Raw genomic sequence first — 17,548 nt, 5'->3', positions numbered from 1 at the left:
ATTTAATCATGGCAAAACCTGCTGCTCGTCCTCGTAAAAAAGTTAAAAAGACAGTGGTTGATGGCATCGCCCACATCCATGCTTCTTTTAACAACACCATCGTGACCATTACCGACCGTCAAGGTAACGCTCTTTCCTGGGCTACCTCCGGTGGTTCGGGTTTCCGCGGTTCCCGCAAGTCCACCCCGTTCGCTGCTCAAGTAGCTGCTGAGCGTGCTGGTCAAGCTGCGCTGGAATATGGCCTGAAAAACCTCGACGTTAACGTCAAGGGCCCAGGTCCAGGTCGTGAATCCGCAGTCCGCGCTTTGAACGGCTGTGGCTACAAGATCGCCAGCATCACCGACGTGACGCCAATCCCGCACAACGGGTGCCGTCCGCCGAAGAAGCGCCGCGTGTAATCCAGGAGATTGTAAAGAATGGCTCGTTACATTGGTCCAAAATGCAAACTCGCTCGTCGCGAAGGCACCGATCTCTTCCTGAAGAGCGGCGTGCGCGCGATCGAATCGAAGTGCAACATTGAAGCAGCACCTGGTATCCACGGTCAGCGCCGCGGTCGCCAGTCCGACTACGGTACCCAACTGCGTGAAAAGCAGAAGGTCCGTCGTATCTACGGCGTTCTTGAGCGTCAGTTCAGCGGCTACTACAAAGAAGCTGCTGGCAAGAAAGGTGCAACCGGCGAAAACCTGTTGCAACTGCTCGAATGCCGTCTGGACAACGTTGTATACCGTATGGGCTTCGGTTCTACTCGTGCCGAATCCCGTCAGCTGGTATCGCACAAGTCGATCAGCGTTAACGGTCAGACCGTAAACGTTCCGTCCTACCAGGTTCGTGCTGGTGACGTGGTTGCTGTTCGCGAGAAGGCAAAAAACCAACTTCGCATTGTCCAAGCTCTCGATCTGTGTGCCCAACGTGGCCGCGTAGAATGGGTAGAAGTAGACACTGAGAAGAAGTCGGGCGTTTTCAAGAACGTTCCTGCTCGCAGTGATCTGTCCGCCGACATCAACGAAAGCCTGATTGTCGAGCTCTACTCCAAGTAAGGGCTAGAAAATAGGTGCATCCATGCAGATTTCGGTAAATGAGTTCCTGACACCCCGCCATATTGATGTGCAGGTTGTCAGTCCAACCCGCGCCAAGATCACTCTCGAGCCTCTCGAGCGTGGTTTCGGCCATACCCTGGGCAACGCGCTGCGCCGCATCCTGTTGTCCTCAATGCCCGGCTGTGCAGTAGTCGAGGCCGAGATTGACGGTGTGCTCCACGAGTACAGCGCCATCGAAGGTGTACAGGAAGACGTCATTGAAATCCTGTTGAACCTTAAAGGTCTGGCTATCAAGCTGCACGGTCGTGACGAAGTTACGCTGACCTTGTCGAAGAAGGGTTCGGGGGTGGTTACCGCTGCCGATATTCAGCTGGATCATGATGTCGAGATCGTTAATCCCGATCACGTAATCGCTAACCTGGCGTCCAACGGCGCCCTGAACATGAAGCTCACCGTAGCTCGTGGTCGTGGTTATGAACCAGCCGACTCGCGTCAGAGCGATGAAGACGAAAGCCGTAGCATCGGTCGCTTGCAGCTCGACTCTTCGTTCAGCCCGGTTCGCCGTATTGCATACGTGGTGGAAAACGCCCGTGTCGAACAGCGTACCAACCTGGACAAGCTGGTTATTGATCTGGAAACCAATGGTACCCTGGATCCTGAAGAGGCCATTCGCCGCGCTGCAACCATCCTGCAACAGCAGTTGGCTGCGTTCGTCGACCTCAAGGGTGACAGTGAGCCAGTGGTTGTCGAGCAGGAAGACGAGATCGATCCGATCCTGCTTCGCCCGGTTGACGATCTGGAACTGACTGTACGTTCGGCCAACTGCCTTAAGGCGGAAAACATCTACTACATCGGCGACCTGATTCAGCGTACCGAAGTAGAGCTGTTGAAGACTCCGAACCTGGGCAAGAAATCCTTGACTGAAATCAAGGACGTTCTGGCCTCCCGCGGTCTGTCCCTCGGCATGCGCCTCGACAACTGGCCGCCTGCAAGTCTTAAGAAGGACGACAAGGCGACTGCCTGATCGTCGTAATCACCGAACGTTGTGTTTGGTAAGGAATGAACCATGCGTCATCGTAAAAGTGGTCGTCACCTGAGCCGCACCAGCTCGCACCGCAAGGCCATGTTCCAAAACATGGCGGTGTCGCTGTTCGAGCACGAGCTGATCAAAACTACACTGCCGAAAGCCAAAGAACTGCGCCGCGTTGCCGAGCCGCTGATCACTCTGGCCAAGACAGACAGCCTGGCTAACCGCCGTCTGGCTTTCGACCGTACTCGTTCGAAAGCTATCGTTGGTAAGCTCTTCAACGACCTGGGCAAGCGTTACGCTACCCGTGAGGGTGGCTACCTGCGCATCCTCAAGTGCGGTTTCCGCGCTGGCGACAACGCGCCTATGGCGTACGTCGAGTTGGTTGATCGTGCTACCGGCGGTGAAGCTGTATCCGCTGAGTAAGACGGCAATAAACAAAAAACCGGGCCTTGTGCCCGGTTTTTTGTGTCCGCTCGAAAAGTGCGCCAGCGTTTGGCCTGGCTTCGCTATGTGCCAAGCTGACTTATTAGATAATAACTATCGTCATCCATGATTTAATGAATTTGGATACTGTCACTAACATGATCAATACTCCTTTCCAGCCGATTAGCCGGCAGTTCGAAGACCGACCGAGGAAGATTGAGCATGAGCCAGACCAAGACGCTTACGACCGCCAGCGGCGCCCCTGTCGCCGATAACCAGAACTCCCGCTCTGCCGGCCCCCGTGGCCCGCTGTTGCTCGACGATTTCCACCTCATCGAAAAGCTCGCTCACTTCAATCGCGAGAACATTCCCGAGCGTCGCGTCCATGCCAAGGGTTCGGGTGCCTACGGTACCTTCACTGTTACCCGGGACATCACCCAGTACACCAGTGCCAAGTTGTTCGAAGCCGTCGGCAAGCAGACGCCGACGTTCCTGCGTTTTTCCACCGTAGGTGGCGAGCGTGGTTCTGCCGACACCGAGCGCGATCCTCGTGGTTTTGCCCTGAAGTTCTACACCGAGGAAGGTAACTGGGACATCGTTGGCAATAACACGCCAGTGTTCTTCATTCGTGATCCGTTGAAATTCCCGGACTTTATCCACACCCAAAAACGCTTGCCGCAAAGCAACCTGAAAAGTGCCCAAGCGATGTGGGACTTCTGGTCGCATTCGCCAGAAGCATTGCACCAAGTCACCATTCTGTTTTCGGATCGCGGCATTCCGGATGGCTACCGTCACATGCACGGTTTCGGCAGTCACACCTATAGCCTGATCAACGCCCAAGGTGAGCGTCATTGGGTGAAGTGGCACTACAAGACCAAGCAAGGGATCAAGAACCTCGCTCCCGCCGAAGCGGCCCGCCTGGCGGGGACCGATCCGGATTACGCCCAGCGCGATCTGTTCAACGCGATTGAGCGCGGCGACTTCCCGAAATGGAGTGTCTGCATTCAGATCATGACCGAGGCTCAGGCCGCTGCTCACTACGAAAATCCGTTCGACGTGACCAAGACCTGGTCGCAGAAAGAGTTTCCGCTGATCGAGGTCGGTGAGCTGGAGCTCAACCGTAATCCGCTGAACTACTTCGCCGAGGTCGAGCAAGCGGCGTTCGGGCCGAGCAACATGGTGCCAGGTGTGGGGCTTTCGCCGGATCGCATGCTGCAAGGTCGGGTATTCGCCTACGCGGATGCGCACCGCTACCGTGTGGGCACCAATCACCAGCAATTGCCGGTGAACGCGCCACGTAGCCCAGTGAACACCTATCAGCGTGACGGCGCCATGGCGTTCGGCAGCAATGGCGGGGCGGCCCCGAACTATGAGCCTAACAGCTACGTCGAGGCACCGAAGCAGGCTCCGCACTACGCTGAGCCAGCGCTGGCCCTGGGGGGCGCGGCTGATCGTTACGATCACCGGGAAGACACCGATTACTACAGCCATGCCGGTGCGTTGTTCCGCTTGATGAGTGATGAGCAGAAAGCCTTGCTGATCAGCAATATCGCCGGTGCGATGGCTGGAGTTTCGGCGGATGTCGTCGATCGTCAACTGCAGCACTTCGTGAAGGCGGACGCCGCTTACGGCGAAGGGATTGCCAAAGCATTGGGTGTACAGCTTAACTAAGTCTAAACGAGAAGCAGAACCGCCCGCATCCGGGCGGTTTTTTGCGTTATTTCAGCTCGTTTTCTCTGATTTTCTTCGCATTTGTTGCGATGAATCCGTGACGTTCCAGTTTCCTTGGTTCAAACTAGGAACCTTTCAAAGCTTGTGGAGATGCAGGGCGATGCAAGGTCACCCAGACGTAATCGATTACCTCAACACGCTGCTGGCTGGCGAGTTGGCCGCCCGTGATCAGTATTTCATCCACTCTCGGATGTACGAGGATTGGGGGTTTACCGAACTCTACGAGCGTATCAATCATGAAATGGAAGAAGAGACGCAACACGCCGATGCGCTGATGCGTCGCATCCTGATGCTCGAAGGCACGCCGCGCATGCGTCCGGATGACTTGGACGTGGGCACCACGGTGCCGGACATGCTCGCCGCCGACCTGCGCCTGGAGTACAAAGTCCGCGCTGCGCTGTGCAAAGGCATCGAGCTTTGCGAGCAACACAACGACTACGTCACCCGCGAAATTTTGCGTGTCCAGCTAAACGACACTGAAGAAGATCATACCTACTGGCTCGAGAAGCAATTGGGCCTGATCAAGTTGGTCGGCTTGGAAAACTACCTGCAGTCGCAGTTCTGATGCAGTCATTGGGGGCGAGCAAGCTCACTCCCACAGGAAAACAAAAAGCCCCTGGCATCGATGAGATGACAGGGGCTTTTTCATGCTCGGGTGGAATCAGTCCCGATCACGTTCCAGCAACGGCTTGAGGTAGTAACCCGTGTGGGACTGCTTCATCTCGGCCACTTGCTCGGGCGTACCCACCGCAATGATCTGCCCACCCTTGGAACCGCCTTCCGGCCCCAGGTCTACCAGCCAGTCCGCGGTCTTGATCACATCTAGGTTGTGCTCGATCACCACCACGGTGTTGCCGTGGTCGCGCAGGCGATGCAGCACGTCGAGCAGTTGCTGGATATCGGCGAAGTGCAGGCCAGTGGTCGGCTCGTCGAGGATGTACAGGGTCTTTCCGGTATCGCGCTTGGACAGCTCGCGGGACAGTTTCACCCGCTGCGCTTCACCCCCCGACAACGTTGTCGCCGATTGCCCGAGCTTGATGTACGACAGGCCGACATCCATCAGCGTCTGGAGCTTGCGCGCCAGCGCCGGCACTGCGTCGAAGAACTCCCGGGCCTCCTCGATGGTCATCTCGAGGGTTTCGTGGATGTTCTTGCCCTTGTACTTGATCTCCAGGGTTTCGCGGTTGTAGCGCTTGCTCTTGCATACGTCGCAGGGCACATAGATGTCCGGCAGGAAGTGCATCTCTACCTTGATCAGACCATCGCCCTGGCACGCCTCGCAGCGACCACCCTTGACGTTGAAGGAGAATCGCCCCGGGCCGTAGCCACGGGCGCGGGATTCCGGCACGCCAGCGAACAGCTCACGGATCGGCGTGAACAGTCCGGTGTAGGTCGCCGGGTTGGAGCGAGGTGTGCGGCCAATCGGGCTTTGGTCGATGTCGACGACTTTGTCCAGGTGCTCCAGGCCCTTGATGCTGTCGTGGGCGGCGGCTTCCAGGGTCGTGGCGCCGTTCAGGGCGGTGGCGCTGAGGGGGAACAGGGTGTTGTTGATCAGCGTCGACTTGCCTGAGCCCGATACGCCAGTGACACAGGTCAGCAGGCCGATCGGGATTTCCAGGTCCACATTGCGCAAATTGTTGCCACGCGCTCCCTTGAGGGTCAGCGACAGCTTTTTGTTGCGCGGGGTACGCTTGGCCGGGACTTTGATCTTCACCCGACCCGACAGGTATTTGCCGGTCAGCGAGTCAGGGTGCGCCATGACCTCGGCCGCAGTGCCCTGGGCGACGATGTGCCCGCCATGGACGCCCGCGCCCGGACCGATGTCCACCACGTAGTCGGCCAGGCGAATCGCGTCTTCGTCGTGCTCGACCACAATCACGGTGTTGCCAATGTCCCGCAGGTGCTTGAGGGTCCCGAGCAGCCGGTCGTTGTCGCGCTGGTGCAGGCCGATGGACGGTTCGTCGAGGATGTACATCACCCCCACCAGGCCGGCGCCGATCTGGCTGGCCAGGCGGATGCGCTGGGCTTCGCCGCCGGACAGGGTGTCTGCGCTGCGGTCGAGGGTCAGGTAGTCCAGGCCGACGTTCACCAGGAATTGCAGGCGTTCGCAGATTTCCTTGAGGATCTTGTCGGCGATCTCGCCACGACGGCCGGTCAGCTTCAAGCCGTCGAAGTATTCGGTGGCATCGCCAATCGGCAGGTTGGTCACCGCCGGCAGGGTTTTTTCACCGACCCACACATGCCGTGCTTCCCGGCGCAGGCGCGTGCCACGGCAATCGGGGCAGGGCTGGGTGCTGAGGAACTTGGCGAGTTCTTCACGTACGCTCGCCGACTCGGTCTCGCGATAACGCCGCTCCAGGTTCGGCACGATGCCTTCGAACGGGTGGGAGCGCTTGACGATATCGCCGCGGTCGTTGAGGTACTTGAAGTCCACGCTTTGCGCGCCGCTGCCGTGCAGGATGTACTTCTGCTGGTCGGCGGGCAGCTCGTTGAACGGCTGGTCCAGGCTGAACTTGTAATGGGCGGCCAGTGAACCGAGCATCTGGAAGTAATAGACGTTGCGCCTGTCCCAGCCGCGGATCGCCCCTTCGGCAAGGGTCAGCTCGCCATTGACCAGGCGCTTGGTGTCGAAGAACTGCTTGACCCCCAGGCCGTCACAGGTCGGGCAGGCGCCGGCCGGGTTGTTGAAGGAAAACAGCTTGGGCTCCAGCTCGCTGATGGCGTGGCCGCAGACCGGGCAAGCGAAGCGTGCGGAGAAGATGATCTCCTCGCCCGGCTCGTCGTCCATCGGTGCGACGAGGGCGATGCCGTCGGCCAGTTTCAGCGCCGTCTCGAAAGACTCGGCCAGCCGCTGTTGCAGGTCGGCCCGGACCTTGAAACGGTCGACCACCACATCGATCGAGTGCTTCTTCTGTTTATCCAGCTTCGGCAGTTCGTCGAGTTCGCAGAGCTTGCCGTTGACCCGGGCGCGGACGAAGCCCTGGGCGCGCAGTTCTTCGAAGACCAGCAGGTGTTCGCCCTTGCGCTCGCGGACCACGGGCGCCAGCAGCATCAGCTTGCTGCCTTCAGGCTGGGCCAGGACCAGGTCGACCATCTGGCTGACGGTCTGGGCTTCCAGGGGGATATCGTGGTCGGGGCAGCGGGGGATGCCGACTCGCGCATACAGCAGGCGCAGATAGTCGTAGATTTCGGTGATGGTGCCGACGGTCGACCGGGGGTTGTGGGAGGTCGACTTCTGTTCGATGGAAATCGCTGGCGACAGGCCTTCGATGGTGTCGACATCGGGTTTTTCCATCATCGACAGGAACTGCCGGGCGTAGGCCGACAGGGACTCGACATAGCGGCGCTGGCCTTCGGCGTACAGGGTGTCGAAGGCCAGGGATGATTTGCCGGATCCGGACAGGCCGGTGATGACGATCAGCTTGTCCCGGGGCAGGGTCAGGTCGATGTTCTTCAGGTTGTGGGTACGGGCCCCACGAATCAGGATCTTGTCCAAAGTGGCCTCGCTTGGCGGGCGTCGAAAAACAGGAGTATACGGGCAAATACTGGATGGATGAACACTATTGTGGGTAAGTTTTCAGCCATACATGAAGACTGCGCGGCAATCGGTCGCGATATACCCCCTCAATCGATGGGACTGGTAGAATCGCCGCCGGTTCACACGAGGTTTTTCCATGCACGATCCCCACAGCGAACGCATGAGTGGCGGCGAGACACGCGCAGCGAGCGGTCTGGCCCTGGTGTTCGCCTTTCGCATGCTGGGCATGTTCATGGTGTTGCCGGTACTGGCGACCTATGGCATGGACCTGGCTGGCGCGACGCCGGCCCTGATCGGGTTGGCGATTGGCGCCTACGGCCTGACCCAGGCGATTTTCCAGATCCCGTTCGGGATCATTTCCGACCGCATCGGCCGGCGTCCGGTCATTTACCTGGGGCTGATCGTCTTTGCCCTCGGCAGTGTGCTGGCGGCCCAGGCCGACTCGATCTGGGGCGTGATCGCCGGACGCGTCCTACAAGGTGCCGGGGCTATTTCTGCCGCGGTCATGGCGCTGCTGTCGGACCTGACCCGCGAACAGCATCGGACCAAGGCCATGGCCATGATCGGCATGACCATCGGCCTGTCCTTTGCCGTCGCCATGGTGGTCGGCCCCTTGCTCACCCGGGCCTTCGGTTTGTCTGGCCTGTTCCTGGCGACCGGCGGCATGGCGTTGGTGGGGATCCTGATCGTCGCGCTCATGGTGCCGCGCTCCACCGGGCCGTTGCAGCATCGCGAATCGGGCGTGGCGCGCCAAGCGTTGATCCCGACGCTCAAGCATCCGGACCTGTTGCGCCTGGACCTGGGCATCTTCGTGCTTCACGCCATGTTGATGTCGAGTTTCGTCGCCTTGCCGCTGGCACTGGTCGAGAAGGCCGGCTTGCCCAAGGAACAGCACTGGTGGGTCTACCTGGCGGCGCTGCTGATCTCGTTCTTCGCCATGATCCCTTTCATCATCTATGGCGAGAAGCGACGCAAAATGAAACGAGTTTTGCTCGGTGCCGTCACGACGTTGATGCTCACTGAGCTATTCTTCTGGCAGTTCGGCGACAGCTTGCGCGCCCTGGTGATCGGGACGGTGGTGTTCTTCACCGCGTTCAATCTCCTGGAGGCGTCGCTGCCGTCGCTGATCAGCAAGGTTTCACCGGCGGGCGGCAAGGGCACGGCGATGGGGGTCTATTCCACCAGCCAGTTCCTCGGCTCGGCGTTGGGTGGGATCCTCGGCGGCTGGTTGTTCCAGCATGGCGGTTTGTCGGTTGTGTTCCTGGGATGTGCCGCGCTGGCTGCACTTTGGCTGCTCTTTGCTGTTACCATGCGCGAACCTCCGTATGTGACGAGCCTGCGCCTGCCGCTGTCGCCCGAAGCCATCCGCGAAGCAGGCCTGACCGAGCGCCTCAAGGCCGTCGTTGGAGTAACCGATGCAGTGGTGGTCGCCGACGAAGCGGCCGTGTATATCAAACTGGACACCGAATTATTGGATCGCGCGACGCTAGAGAGCCTGGTGAACAACCCGGCCCCGACGGCGTGCGAAGCCTAGGAGAACGTTATGGCCCGTGGGGTTAACAAAGTCATATTGGTCGGTACTTGCGGCCAGGATCCCGAAGTTCGCTACCTGCCGAACGGCAACGCCGTGACCAACCTGAGTCTGGCGACCAGTGAACAGTGGACCGACAAGCAGACTGGCCAGAAGGTCGAAAAGACCGAGTGGCACCGTGTGTCGATGTTCGGCAAAGTGGCCGAGATCGCCGGCGAATACCTGCGCAAGGGTTCGCAGGTGTACATCGAAGGCAAGCTGCAGACCCGCGAGTGGGAAAAAGACGGCATCAAGCGCTACACCACCGAAATCGTCGTCGACATGCAGGGCACCATGCAATTGCTGGGCGGCCGTCCACAGGGTGACCAGCAGCAAGGTGGCAATAACTACCAGCAGTCTGCGCCGCGCCAACAGGCCCCGCGTCCACAGTCGGCGCCACAGCCACAACGTGAACGTCCGGCTCCACAACAGGCCGCGCCGCAACCGGCTCCGGATTTCGACAGCTTCGATGACGATATTCCGTTCTGAAACCTAGCTTTTTCAAAGCTGTAAACACTAGAAGCGAAGCCATTGATTTGGCTTCGCTTTTTTATTGTTTACAGATAATTGTGAGCATTATGTCAGCAACCGAGCTCGTTTAAGATAAAACGCCCCGTTCAAGGCTAGCAAAGCTACGGCTATCCAAATCGGCAAATACGTGAGCCATTGCTCATCGCTGATTCGTTCTCCAAGCGTCAGTGCCACCGCAACCATTAACACCGGTTCGACATACCCAAGAAGACCAAACAAGCTGAACGGCAGCAATTTGCTCGCGACGGTGTAAGACATGAATGCAGCCGCGCTGATTACGGCGAGAAGAGGTAACAGGAGATAGAGTTTGGGAAAGTGGTTGAACAGCGTACCAACTGAACCATGACCGGTTGCGAAATACAACGCGACTGGGAACGTGAGCAAAATGTCGAACCACAGGCCGCCAAGGTGTGCCGTGTTCAACTTTTTACGTAGCACGAAGTAGGGGGGAAAGCCGAGTGCGACTAGGAGCGTTGCCCAAGAGATCCCTCCTACTTGGTAAATCTCATGGATTACGCCTACGGCAGCGCTGAATGCTGCCAGCTTTTGAATGATAGTGAGCCGTTCCTGATAGAAACACCTACCTATCAACAACATGACAAGCGGTAGCAGGAAGTAGCCCAGCGAGACCTCAAGCCCCACGCTGTTCAGGGGAGCCCACATAAATAGCCATTGTTGGGTGCCTAACAGTGCGCTACTGGCGCAGAGCATACCGAGCAGCTGAGGCTTGCTTTTGACCCGGCGCCAAACGGAAAGCACATGCTGCCATTCTCCGCTGACGACCAAAAAAGCGGTGATGCACGGCCACATTAAAAGCACTCGCCAGCCAAAGATCTGTTCACCGTCCAAGGGCTTCAGCAAGGTCGCATAGTAGTACAAAGTGGCGAAAAAGCAGGAAGACAACACAGATAACACAACACCTTTGAACAAGCGCATCCCCTCATTTCTGATTACATCCGCCATGATGACGTCATACGCGGTCCGTGTTTTTCCGGTGCGCCCGGCTTGGCCCTGACCCGCTTCTGCGCCAACCGGATGCGTCACTAGTACTTCACGAAATTAAACATATTGTGTAGATTACAACAAAATGTGAATTATATCTGGATTACGCTATGCCTCTCGACACGACAGCTGAGCAACGGCTTGTCTTTACCGTTCTGAAAGCCGCCATCGGCGCCTTGGCCAGTGTGGTGGGCCGAAACACCGAAATCGTGCTTCATGATCTGAACAATCCTTCAGCATCAGTGGTGTTCATCGCTAACGGGCACGTGTCCGGTCGCCATGTGGGAAGCCCAGTGTTGGGCGGACCTGAGCAGGATCGCGGTTTTGCGGCTGTTATGCAGGCGTCGGCAGACCAGCAAGGTACTGATCCTCTGGTCATTAGTGATTACCCCACTACCGTCAATGGACGAACGTTGCGAAGCGCGACGGCTGTGTTCAGAGACAGCACCGGTCATCCTTTTGCCAGCTTGTGCGTGAACGCCGACTTGAGCGGACTTAGCGCCGCCCATGCGTTTCTTGAGCAACTGCAGCCGATGATTCGGGCCCACACCGACCAACCGGCTGAACCTGCGGATATGGGTCTATTGATGACCCAGGTCATCCAGGACGCCGTGACGCGAGTCGGTTCAGGAAAAATGAACAAGCAGGCCAAGGTCGAGGCTGTACGCATGATGCAGGAGCGCGGGCTTTTCATTGTGAAAGGCGGTGTCGAGAAAGCAGCTGCCGCCTTGGGCGTGACCCGTTTTACCGTTTACAACTACCTCGACGAAATCCGGGGCAACGCCTCGGCCGCCCGGTGATCCATGAACGCAGCCATCAAGCACTACCCGACTTCCCTCCCTTTTCCGTTTTCGAAAGCCGTTGAGGTCGGGGGCATTCTTTACCTGTCAGGCCAAGTGTCCATGACCCCGGACGCTACGCCGATTCGGGGCGACGTACAGGCCCAAACGCGGGTCATCATGGACAGCATTTCCGAGACGCTGGACTCCCTGGGCTCGACGCGGGAGAACATTTTCAAGGTCATTGTCTGGCTATCGGATATGAAGCATTTCTCTGATTTCAACCAAGCCTACGCGGCCTATTTTGCCGATCGGTTGCCCGTGCGATCTGTGGTTAGCGCCAAGCTCGCGTTTGATCTTGATGTGGAAATTGAAGTCCAGGCCCTCGCTGCGCATCGCGGCTGAGGCACACGCTAAAACGCCGATCTGGCCACGTTTGAGAGAATTGTATGTCCCTTCATATCAATACACCGCTGATTGAATCCCGTCCTTTGTCGGCCACGGCTAAACGTTCTGTCTGGCTCAAGCTCGATGCGCTGCAACCGTGCGGCTCGTTCAAGCTGCGTGGTGTGGGCTACGCCTGTGAAATGCATCACCAGCGCGGCGCTACTCATTTTATTTCTTCCTCGGGAGGCAATGCGGGCTTGGCGGTCGCGTACGCAGGTCGCAAGCTGGGCGTCCCCGTTACCGTGGTAGTGCCTGAAACGACTACTGAACGTGCCAAGGAACTGCTCGGTTTGGAAGGCGCTGAAGTCATTGTGCATGGCAGTTCCTGGCAGGAGGCAAACCAGCTGGCGTTGACCCTGCTATCACCTACCAACGCCTTTGTTCACCCGTTCGATGATCCGTTGCTATGGACCGGACATGCGACCTTGATTGATGAAGTCGCACAGGCCGGTCAGAAGCCCGATGCTGTCGTGCTTTCAGTCGGGGGAGGTGGGCTGCTTTGTGGCGTTGTCGAGGGGTTGCTGCGTAACGGCTGGCAGGATGTGCCGGTCATTGCCGTTGAAACCGAAGGCGCCGCGTCCTTCCACGCCGCCATCGAAGCGGGCCAGTTGGTTGAGCTCGATCGCATCAGCTCGATAGCCACGTCATTGGGCGCCAAACGTGTCTGCGAGCAGGCTTATCAGTACAGCCAAAAGCACCGCATCCAGAGCGTTGTGGTAACGGACCAGGCTGCTTTGAACGCCTGTAAGCAATTTTTGTTTGATCACCGCGTACTGGTCGAGCCCGCTTGCGGTGCGGCTTTGGCCTTGGCCTATGACCAGCATTCGCTAGGCGAGTACCAGAATGTGCTGGTAGTGGTGTGTGGCGGTGCAACCGCCACTTTGGAACAGATTGAGCAGTGGTCCTCGAAGTATGAAAGCTAAGGCACTAAAGCCAGCCTTCCGGAGCTTGGTTCGACCAGCACACAAGGACAGCGACCTTTTCTTCTTGGTAGTTTCCATTGCGCTAGGTTCATTCATAGGTTACGTAATGTACGAGAACATCAATATTGGTGTTGGGCTACCTTTTGGCATATTCACTGCTTCGATAACGTATTTTATGTGGCGAACTCCAGGACATAACTCGGCGAGCTGAATTTGTATCCTGTCAGGGTTGCGAGATCTATTGGTGTAACTGTACTTGAGAATCCATCCATGGATTTGGCGAGGGTGCTGGCTCAGGCTGGCTTAACCATAGCAGCGCTGGGTCTGGCCCCGGGCTAGCAAGCACGCCCTTCCGGTCCTACTGTACTGGAGTACATGAGCATTGCGAGGCTGTTTTCAACGCAGCATGAATGAGTATCAAGGCTTTTCGTACAGAACCAGCGACTCCGAACACTTGCGTAACAAAGCGAAGCCATTCACCGGGCTTCGCTTTTTTATTGGATGCTTGCCGCTGACGAGTCTTTCCGTCACTCGGCAACTCCGCTGGTCACCACCGTAAACTTGCGGCTGAACTCGAATACCTCACACACACCTTTGCGACCCGCCGGAACGGAAATGGCATCGCCGGGGCCCATTTCATGGCGCTCACCATCGTCCAGAGTGATCGCAAGCCGACCCTCGATCAGCACAAAGGCTTCGTCGTTGTCGAACCGCCAATGGAATTTCGCGGGGCGCGAAGTGAAGAATGCCACGGACTTGTGTGCTGCAAGACAGCCAGTATCAGGCCGGTTGCGCGGTGCTGGCGGTGGCCGTCGAACAGTATTCGTCCGATCAACGGACAGACGCGAACCCCGAGCAAGACGACCAGATACAACAGCAACTACTGGATCAGGCCCACGGTATTTTCAACGAATGGCAACGCATCATCTGCCAGGCCATGCAAGCCGCCGGCATCGGTGCGCAGCGGGCCGCAAGCCTGGCGACAATGGTCATTGCCTCGATCGAGGGTTCGGTCGCGTTGTGTCGGGCGGCTCGAAGTGCCGAGCCGCTGGATAGGGTCTGGCAGGAACTCAGGCGGAGCCTGGAGCGCGAGCAGGCCTGAGCGTTTCCACTGCGCGCTGGATCACCGCGTCGATGTACGTCGGGTCGTTGTAGATCCGGGCCAGCAGGATCGCGCCCTCGAAATCTGCCACCAATTGCCTGGCTAGGCGCTGGGCGTGCGCCGGGTCATGGGTGTCGAACAGTTGGCTGAACGCAGCAATCCAGTCATCGAGAAAGGCCCGGATGGGCTCCATCAGTTCCGGTTTTCCGTAGCTCGCGTCCACCGCGACCACGCCCATCAGACAGCCGATGGAGTCGTCCTGGAAGAGTTTCCGGGCTTTTTTGCCCATGCTGATGAGCCGCTCCTCGTGGGAGAGCTTCTGGTTGTAGGCGACGGAAAATAGCGCTTCTTTCAGGCCCTGGTGCGTCCATGCCAGCACATCTCTCAGCAGCGATTCCTTGCTGGGGTAGTGGTGATAAAAGGAGGCCTTGGTCAGGCCGCAGGCCGTCGACAACGCATCCATCGTCGTGCCGTGGTAGCCAAGCCGCTTGAAGGTATGGGCACAGCGCTGCAACAGCTCGTCGCGAGAAATCTTGGGTGGACGCACGGGAAATCCTGCTCTCGATAATGCGTACTGATCTTACGTCATAAGCCGTGGCATCTCAATTTGACGATTACCGAACATTTGGTTAGTTTCTAGAAACCAAACATTTGGTTAGTTAAGCGGTTGCGTCTCGATTTAGCCGAGCCAGCCCCCTGGGAGAGCCATGGCATGAGTGAAGCGAACAGAGGCACGGGTCGCGTTTCCCGAGAACAACGTGGTCACCTGTTCCTGATCGGTCTGGATCGGGTGGGAAAGCGTAACGCCTTCGACAGCGCAATGCTGGGCGACCTGGCCTTGGCCCTGGGGGAATTCGAGCGCAATGACGAACTTCGCTGCGCAGTGATCTTCGCCCATGGCGAGCATTTCACGGCGGGCCTCGACTTGATGGAACTGGCACCGAAGCTGGCGTCCGGTGGCTCCCAGTACCCCGCTGAAGGGATCGATCCGTGGGGGGTGTCCAAGCCGCGCCGGAGCAAACCGCTGGTGGTGGCGGTACAGGGCAGCTGCTGGACGGCGGGCATCGAGCTGATGCTCAACGCTGATATTGCGATCGCCGCCGATAGCGCCCGTTTTGCCCATTTGGAGGTGCTGCGTGGCATCCCGCCGTCCGGCGGCTCGACGGTGCGTTTCACCCAGGCGGCGGGTTGGACTCGGGCCATGCGCTACATGCTGACCGGCGAAGCGTTCGATGCCCATCAGGCGCTGGACATGAACCTGCTTACTGAGGTGGTCGAACCGGGGCAAGAGTTGCCTCGGGCCATCGAGTATGCCGAACGCATTGCCAAGGCGGCGCCGCTGGCGGTCAAGGCAACGCTCCAGTCTGCCTTCCAGGCGCGTGATGAAGGCGACGATGCCGCCCTGTCGACGCTGAACGGGCTGTTGTTCTCGCTGATCAAGAGCGAGGACGTGCGCGAAGGCGTGATGGCGATGATGCAGAAGCGCGAACCGGTCTTCAAAGGTCGGTGATCCCCTTGAGACAACCGACCATCCAACGGGCGAAGAACACGTGACAATGATCCGTAGTACAACCAATCCTGGCTTGATGGAAGCCATCACGCTTGAGGCGGATGACGGTTACCGACTCGCCGCCACGCGCTACGCTGCCGTGGGGCCGATCAAGGGCAACCTCATCTTGGCCGGTGCAACCGGGGTGCAGCAGCGTTTTTATCGCCGCTTCGCCGAGCACGCCAGTTGCCAAGGCTTTAACGTCCTGACCCTGGACTACCGTGGTGTAGGCCAATCCCGTCCGAAGACGCTCAAGGGCTTCGACATGTCCTACCTCGATTGGGCCTTTCGCGACCTGGCGGCTGCCGTCGACTTCATGCATGACGGCACACCACTTTATTGGGTCGGGCACTCCTTCGGTGGACATGCCCTTGGGTTGCTGCCCAACCACCACAAAATCACCGCCGCTTATTGCTTCGGGACCGGAGCGGGGTGGGCCGGCTGGATGCCCAAGGCCGAAGCGCGCAAAATCCGCTTCCTGTGGTTCTGCATTTTGCCGGTCATCGTCTCGGTGAAGGGCTACATGGCCTGGAGCCTGTTGGGGATGGGTGACGATCTGCCGTTGGGGGTCTACAAGGATTGGCGGCGCTGGTGCAAGCACCCCCATTACTTCTTCGATGACCCTGCCATGGAGCCGGTGACCCAGCTGTATGCGGACGTGCGCATGCCGTGCATTTTCTCCAACGCGGTGGACGATCCGTGGGCACCTCCGGCCTCGCGTGACGCCTTCATAAAGGGCTATCGCAATGCCGCGATTCTCACGCGTAACCTGCACCCCACCAATCCCAAGGTGCCCATCGGCCACATGGGCTATTTCCGCGCTTCGGCCATGGGAACCTGGGATGAAATGCTGCAATGGTTCTCGGTCATGACCCCGGCCACTGCTTCTCGGCTGCGCTCGGTGGCCGGTTAGTGACGTGGGGTGCCTGGCCCATGGCAAGGCACCCTCACGGCCGATAACCCGACGGCCATTCATGCCGCGTCGGCGTTTTCTCTTCGTGATAATGCGGTTTCCCCGCAGGGGAACTCATCAAGGTCGAGTTGGCCAGGATCGTTTCCGTCAGCAAACAGTCCTCGCCGTCCGCAAACCAGCAGGCTAGCGCCGAGTTGCGATTGCCGTGCATGTCCACCACCTCGGGCCAGGTTTCGATGCCTGGTGCATCGCTGGGGGGGATGGCGGGGTAATGCTTGGGTGGCAGCACCAGCGCGTCACCGGGACGGACCCACAAGTCCGCCAAGTAGATCTCCCGCGATCCGGGCCGCCAGCGGGCGACGCTGATCACCAGCGGCAAGCGCCCATATCGGGAAAAAAACGCGTGGGGGAAGTTGTGGTATTCGAGGTCGGTCGGGTTGTAGGTCAGCAATTCACGCTGGCGCGCCGGTCCCAGGTAGGGTGATTGGTGGCCGGCCCATTTGCCGTAGGTGTATTGGCCGAGGATCAGTTGGTCATATTCGAAACGCAGGCATTCGCCGTTTGTCAGCAAGGTCATGCCGAAGGCTTGTGCGGTTTCCTTCGTGGCCCAGAGCGGTTCGTAGCGCACTTCCCTGGCGCGGAAATCGAACTGCTTGATCCAGTAGGCGCCTGTGCTCGTTGGCACTTCCCGGTCTTTCCAAGTGATGCCGGCGTATCGGCTGCCCAGCGACAGGGTCGGGTTCTCGGGGTTGAGGGAGACCAGGCGGCCGCGGACCTGGGCACAGGGCTGCGCCAGCCCGTGGTCGTTGAACAGGTAAGGGAACTGGCGGGAATCCAGTGCTGTTTCCGCGCCGTCGCCGATAAAGGGAACACAGTTGAAGACTTGCATCGTCATGGACCACTCGCACAAGAGAGCTAGAGCAAAGGCGTTCGGTCGCCCCATGCCAGTCAATTAAGCCATGCCCCCTGTGGA

Annotated in this window: 19 protein-coding genes; 14 read left to right on the top strand and 5 right to left on the bottom strand. The window is 58.6% G+C overall.

The genetic code is table 11. From position 1 onward, the window contains the following. The first annotated feature begins 8 nt into the window (after window positions 1-8). The 6 genes from rpsK to bfr all read left to right on the top strand — a co-directional run bounded on the left by rpsK (window position 9) and on the right by bfr (window position 4,786). A complete protein-coding gene (rpsK, locus tag ACODSJ_RS06125; RefSeq protein WP_002555466.1) occupies window positions 9-398 on the top strand; it encodes a 30S ribosomal protein S11 in 390 nt (129 codons plus the stop codon). A gap of 18 nt (window positions 399-416) precedes the next feature. Next, entirely contained in the window at window positions 417-1,037 is a 621-nt protein-coding gene (rpsD, locus tag ACODSJ_RS06120) for a 30S ribosomal protein S4 (protein WP_003176404.1), read from the top strand. A 22-nt stretch (window positions 1,038-1,059) separates the two neighbouring features. After that, window positions 1,060-2,061, top strand: a complete 1,002-nt coding sequence (locus ACODSJ_RS06115; RefSeq protein WP_003186012.1) for a DNA-directed RNA polymerase subunit alpha — start codon at window positions 1,060-1,062, stop codon at window positions 2,059-2,061. 42 nt (window positions 2,062-2,103) lie between these two features. Beyond that, window positions 2,104-2,490 carry a 50S ribosomal protein L17 gene (gene rplQ / locus ACODSJ_RS06110; RefSeq protein WP_024778333.1) on the top strand — a complete coding sequence of 129 codons (387 nt, stop codon included), beginning with the start codon at window positions 2,104-2,106 and terminating at the stop codon, window positions 2,488-2,490. A gap of 222 nt (window positions 2,491-2,712) precedes the next feature. Further along, on the top strand, window positions 2,713-4,161 hold the full coding sequence (locus ACODSJ_RS06105; RefSeq protein ID WP_489100879.1) for a catalase: 1,449 nt from the start codon (window positions 2,713-2,715) through the stop codon (window positions 4,159-4,161). A 160-nt stretch (window positions 4,162-4,321) separates the two neighbouring features. After that, the gene (gene bfr / locus ACODSJ_RS06100; protein ID WP_489100878.1) at window positions 4,322-4,786 is read left to right on the top strand and encodes a bacterioferritin; all 465 of its coding nucleotides are present in this window, start codon (window positions 4,322-4,324) and stop codon (window positions 4,784-4,786) included. Between the two features lie 96 nt (window positions 4,787-4,882). On the opposite strand, the gene uvrA is transcribed toward bfr, so the two are convergent. Then, on the bottom strand, window positions 4,883-7,717 hold the full coding sequence (gene uvrA / locus ACODSJ_RS06095; protein ID WP_489100877.1) for an excinuclease ABC subunit UvrA: 2,835 nt from the start codon (window positions 7,715-7,717) through the stop codon (window positions 4,883-4,885). Window positions 7,718-7,895: 178 nt separating this feature from the next. On the opposite strand from uvrA, the gene ACODSJ_RS06090 reads away from it, so the two are divergent. Together ACODSJ_RS06090 and ACODSJ_RS06085 are read left to right on the top strand one after the other, a co-directional pair. After that, the gene (locus ACODSJ_RS06090; protein WP_489100876.1) at window positions 7,896-9,293 is read left to right on the top strand and encodes an MFS transporter; all 1,398 of its coding nucleotides are present in this window, start codon (window positions 7,896-7,898) and stop codon (window positions 9,291-9,293) included. Window positions 9,294-9,302: 9 nt separating this feature from the next. After that, the gene (locus ACODSJ_RS06085) at window positions 9,303-9,818 is read left to right on the top strand and encodes a single-stranded DNA-binding protein (RefSeq protein WP_024778338.1); all 516 of its coding nucleotides are present in this window, start codon (window positions 9,303-9,305) and stop codon (window positions 9,816-9,818) included. 87 nt (window positions 9,819-9,905) lie between these two features. Here ACODSJ_RS06085 and rarD read toward each other — a convergent pair whose 3' ends face one another. Then, window positions 9,906-10,790, bottom strand: a complete 885-nt coding sequence (rarD, locus tag ACODSJ_RS06080) for an EamA family transporter RarD (protein WP_489100883.1) — start codon at window positions 10,788-10,790, stop codon at window positions 9,906-9,908. Between the two features lie 182 nt (window positions 10,791-10,972). Between rarD and ACODSJ_RS06075 the strand changes: the two genes are divergently transcribed. The 3 genes from ACODSJ_RS06075 to ACODSJ_RS06065 are packed head-to-tail and all read left to right on the top strand — an operon-like array spanning window position 10,973 to window position 13,011. Continuing rightward, window positions 10,973-11,662, top strand: a complete 690-nt coding sequence (locus ACODSJ_RS06075) for a helix-turn-helix transcriptional regulator (RefSeq protein WP_489100875.1) — start codon at window positions 10,973-10,975, stop codon at window positions 11,660-11,662. Between the two features lie 3 nt (window positions 11,663-11,665). Further along, window positions 11,666-12,046: a RidA family protein gene (locus ACODSJ_RS06070; RefSeq protein ID WP_489100874.1), complete on the top strand. Its 381-nt coding sequence runs from the start codon at window positions 11,666-11,668 to the stop codon at window positions 12,044-12,046. 44 nt (window positions 12,047-12,090) lie between these two features. Beyond that, window positions 12,091-13,011 (top strand): pyridoxal-phosphate dependent enzyme, encoded by a 921-nt coding sequence (locus tag ACODSJ_RS06065; RefSeq protein WP_489100873.1) that lies wholly within the window; start codon window positions 12,091-12,093, stop codon window positions 13,009-13,011. 527 nt (window positions 13,012-13,538) lie between these two features. Here ACODSJ_RS06065 and ACODSJ_RS06060 read toward each other — a convergent pair. Beyond that, window positions 13,539-13,763, bottom strand: coding sequence for a cupin domain-containing protein (locus tag ACODSJ_RS06060; protein ID WP_489100872.1), 225 nt, complete (start codon window positions 13,761-13,763; stop codon window positions 13,539-13,541). On the opposite strand from ACODSJ_RS06060, the gene ACODSJ_RS06055 reads away from it, so the two are divergent. Beyond that, window positions 13,757-14,113: an LmrA/YxaF family transcription factor gene (locus ACODSJ_RS06055; RefSeq protein WP_489100871.1), complete on the top strand. Its 357-nt coding sequence runs from the start codon at window positions 13,757-13,759 to the stop codon at window positions 14,111-14,113. The two genes, ACODSJ_RS06060 and ACODSJ_RS06055, sit on opposite strands and share 7 nt — an antisense overlap. Here ACODSJ_RS06055 and ACODSJ_RS06050 read toward each other — a convergent pair. Further along, window positions 14,082-14,660, bottom strand: a complete 579-nt coding sequence (locus ACODSJ_RS06050; protein ID WP_489100870.1) for a TetR/AcrR family transcriptional regulator — start codon at window positions 14,658-14,660, stop codon at window positions 14,082-14,084. The genes ACODSJ_RS06055 and ACODSJ_RS06050 overlap by 32 nt on opposite strands. 165 nt (window positions 14,661-14,825) lie before the next feature. Here ACODSJ_RS06050 and ACODSJ_RS06045 point away from each other — a divergent pair, with 165 nt between their 5' ends. Together ACODSJ_RS06045 and ACODSJ_RS06040 are read left to right on the top strand one after the other, a co-directional pair. Beyond that, window positions 14,826-15,623 carry a crotonase/enoyl-CoA hydratase family protein gene (locus ACODSJ_RS06045; protein WP_489100869.1) on the top strand — a complete coding sequence of 266 codons (798 nt, stop codon included), beginning with the start codon at window positions 14,826-14,828 and terminating at the stop codon, window positions 15,621-15,623. Window positions 15,624-15,699: 76 nt separating this feature from the next. After that, a complete protein-coding gene (locus ACODSJ_RS06040) occupies window positions 15,700-16,575 on the top strand; it encodes an alpha/beta hydrolase family protein (RefSeq protein WP_489100882.1) in 876 nt (291 codons plus the stop codon). 34 nt (window positions 16,576-16,609) lie between these two features. On the opposite strand, the gene ACODSJ_RS06035 is transcribed toward ACODSJ_RS06040, so the two are convergent. Continuing rightward, the gene (locus ACODSJ_RS06035; RefSeq protein WP_489100868.1) at window positions 16,610-17,470 is read right to left on the bottom strand and encodes a hypothetical protein; all 861 of its coding nucleotides are present in this window, start codon (window positions 17,468-17,470) and stop codon (window positions 16,610-16,612) included. Window positions 17,471-17,548: the final 78 nt, after the last annotated feature.

Source organism: Pseudomonas sp. FG6 (genome assembly GCF_057809015.1).
Note: the sequence above shows the minus strand (reverse complement) of the source record. Positions and strands in the feature narration are given on the sequence as shown.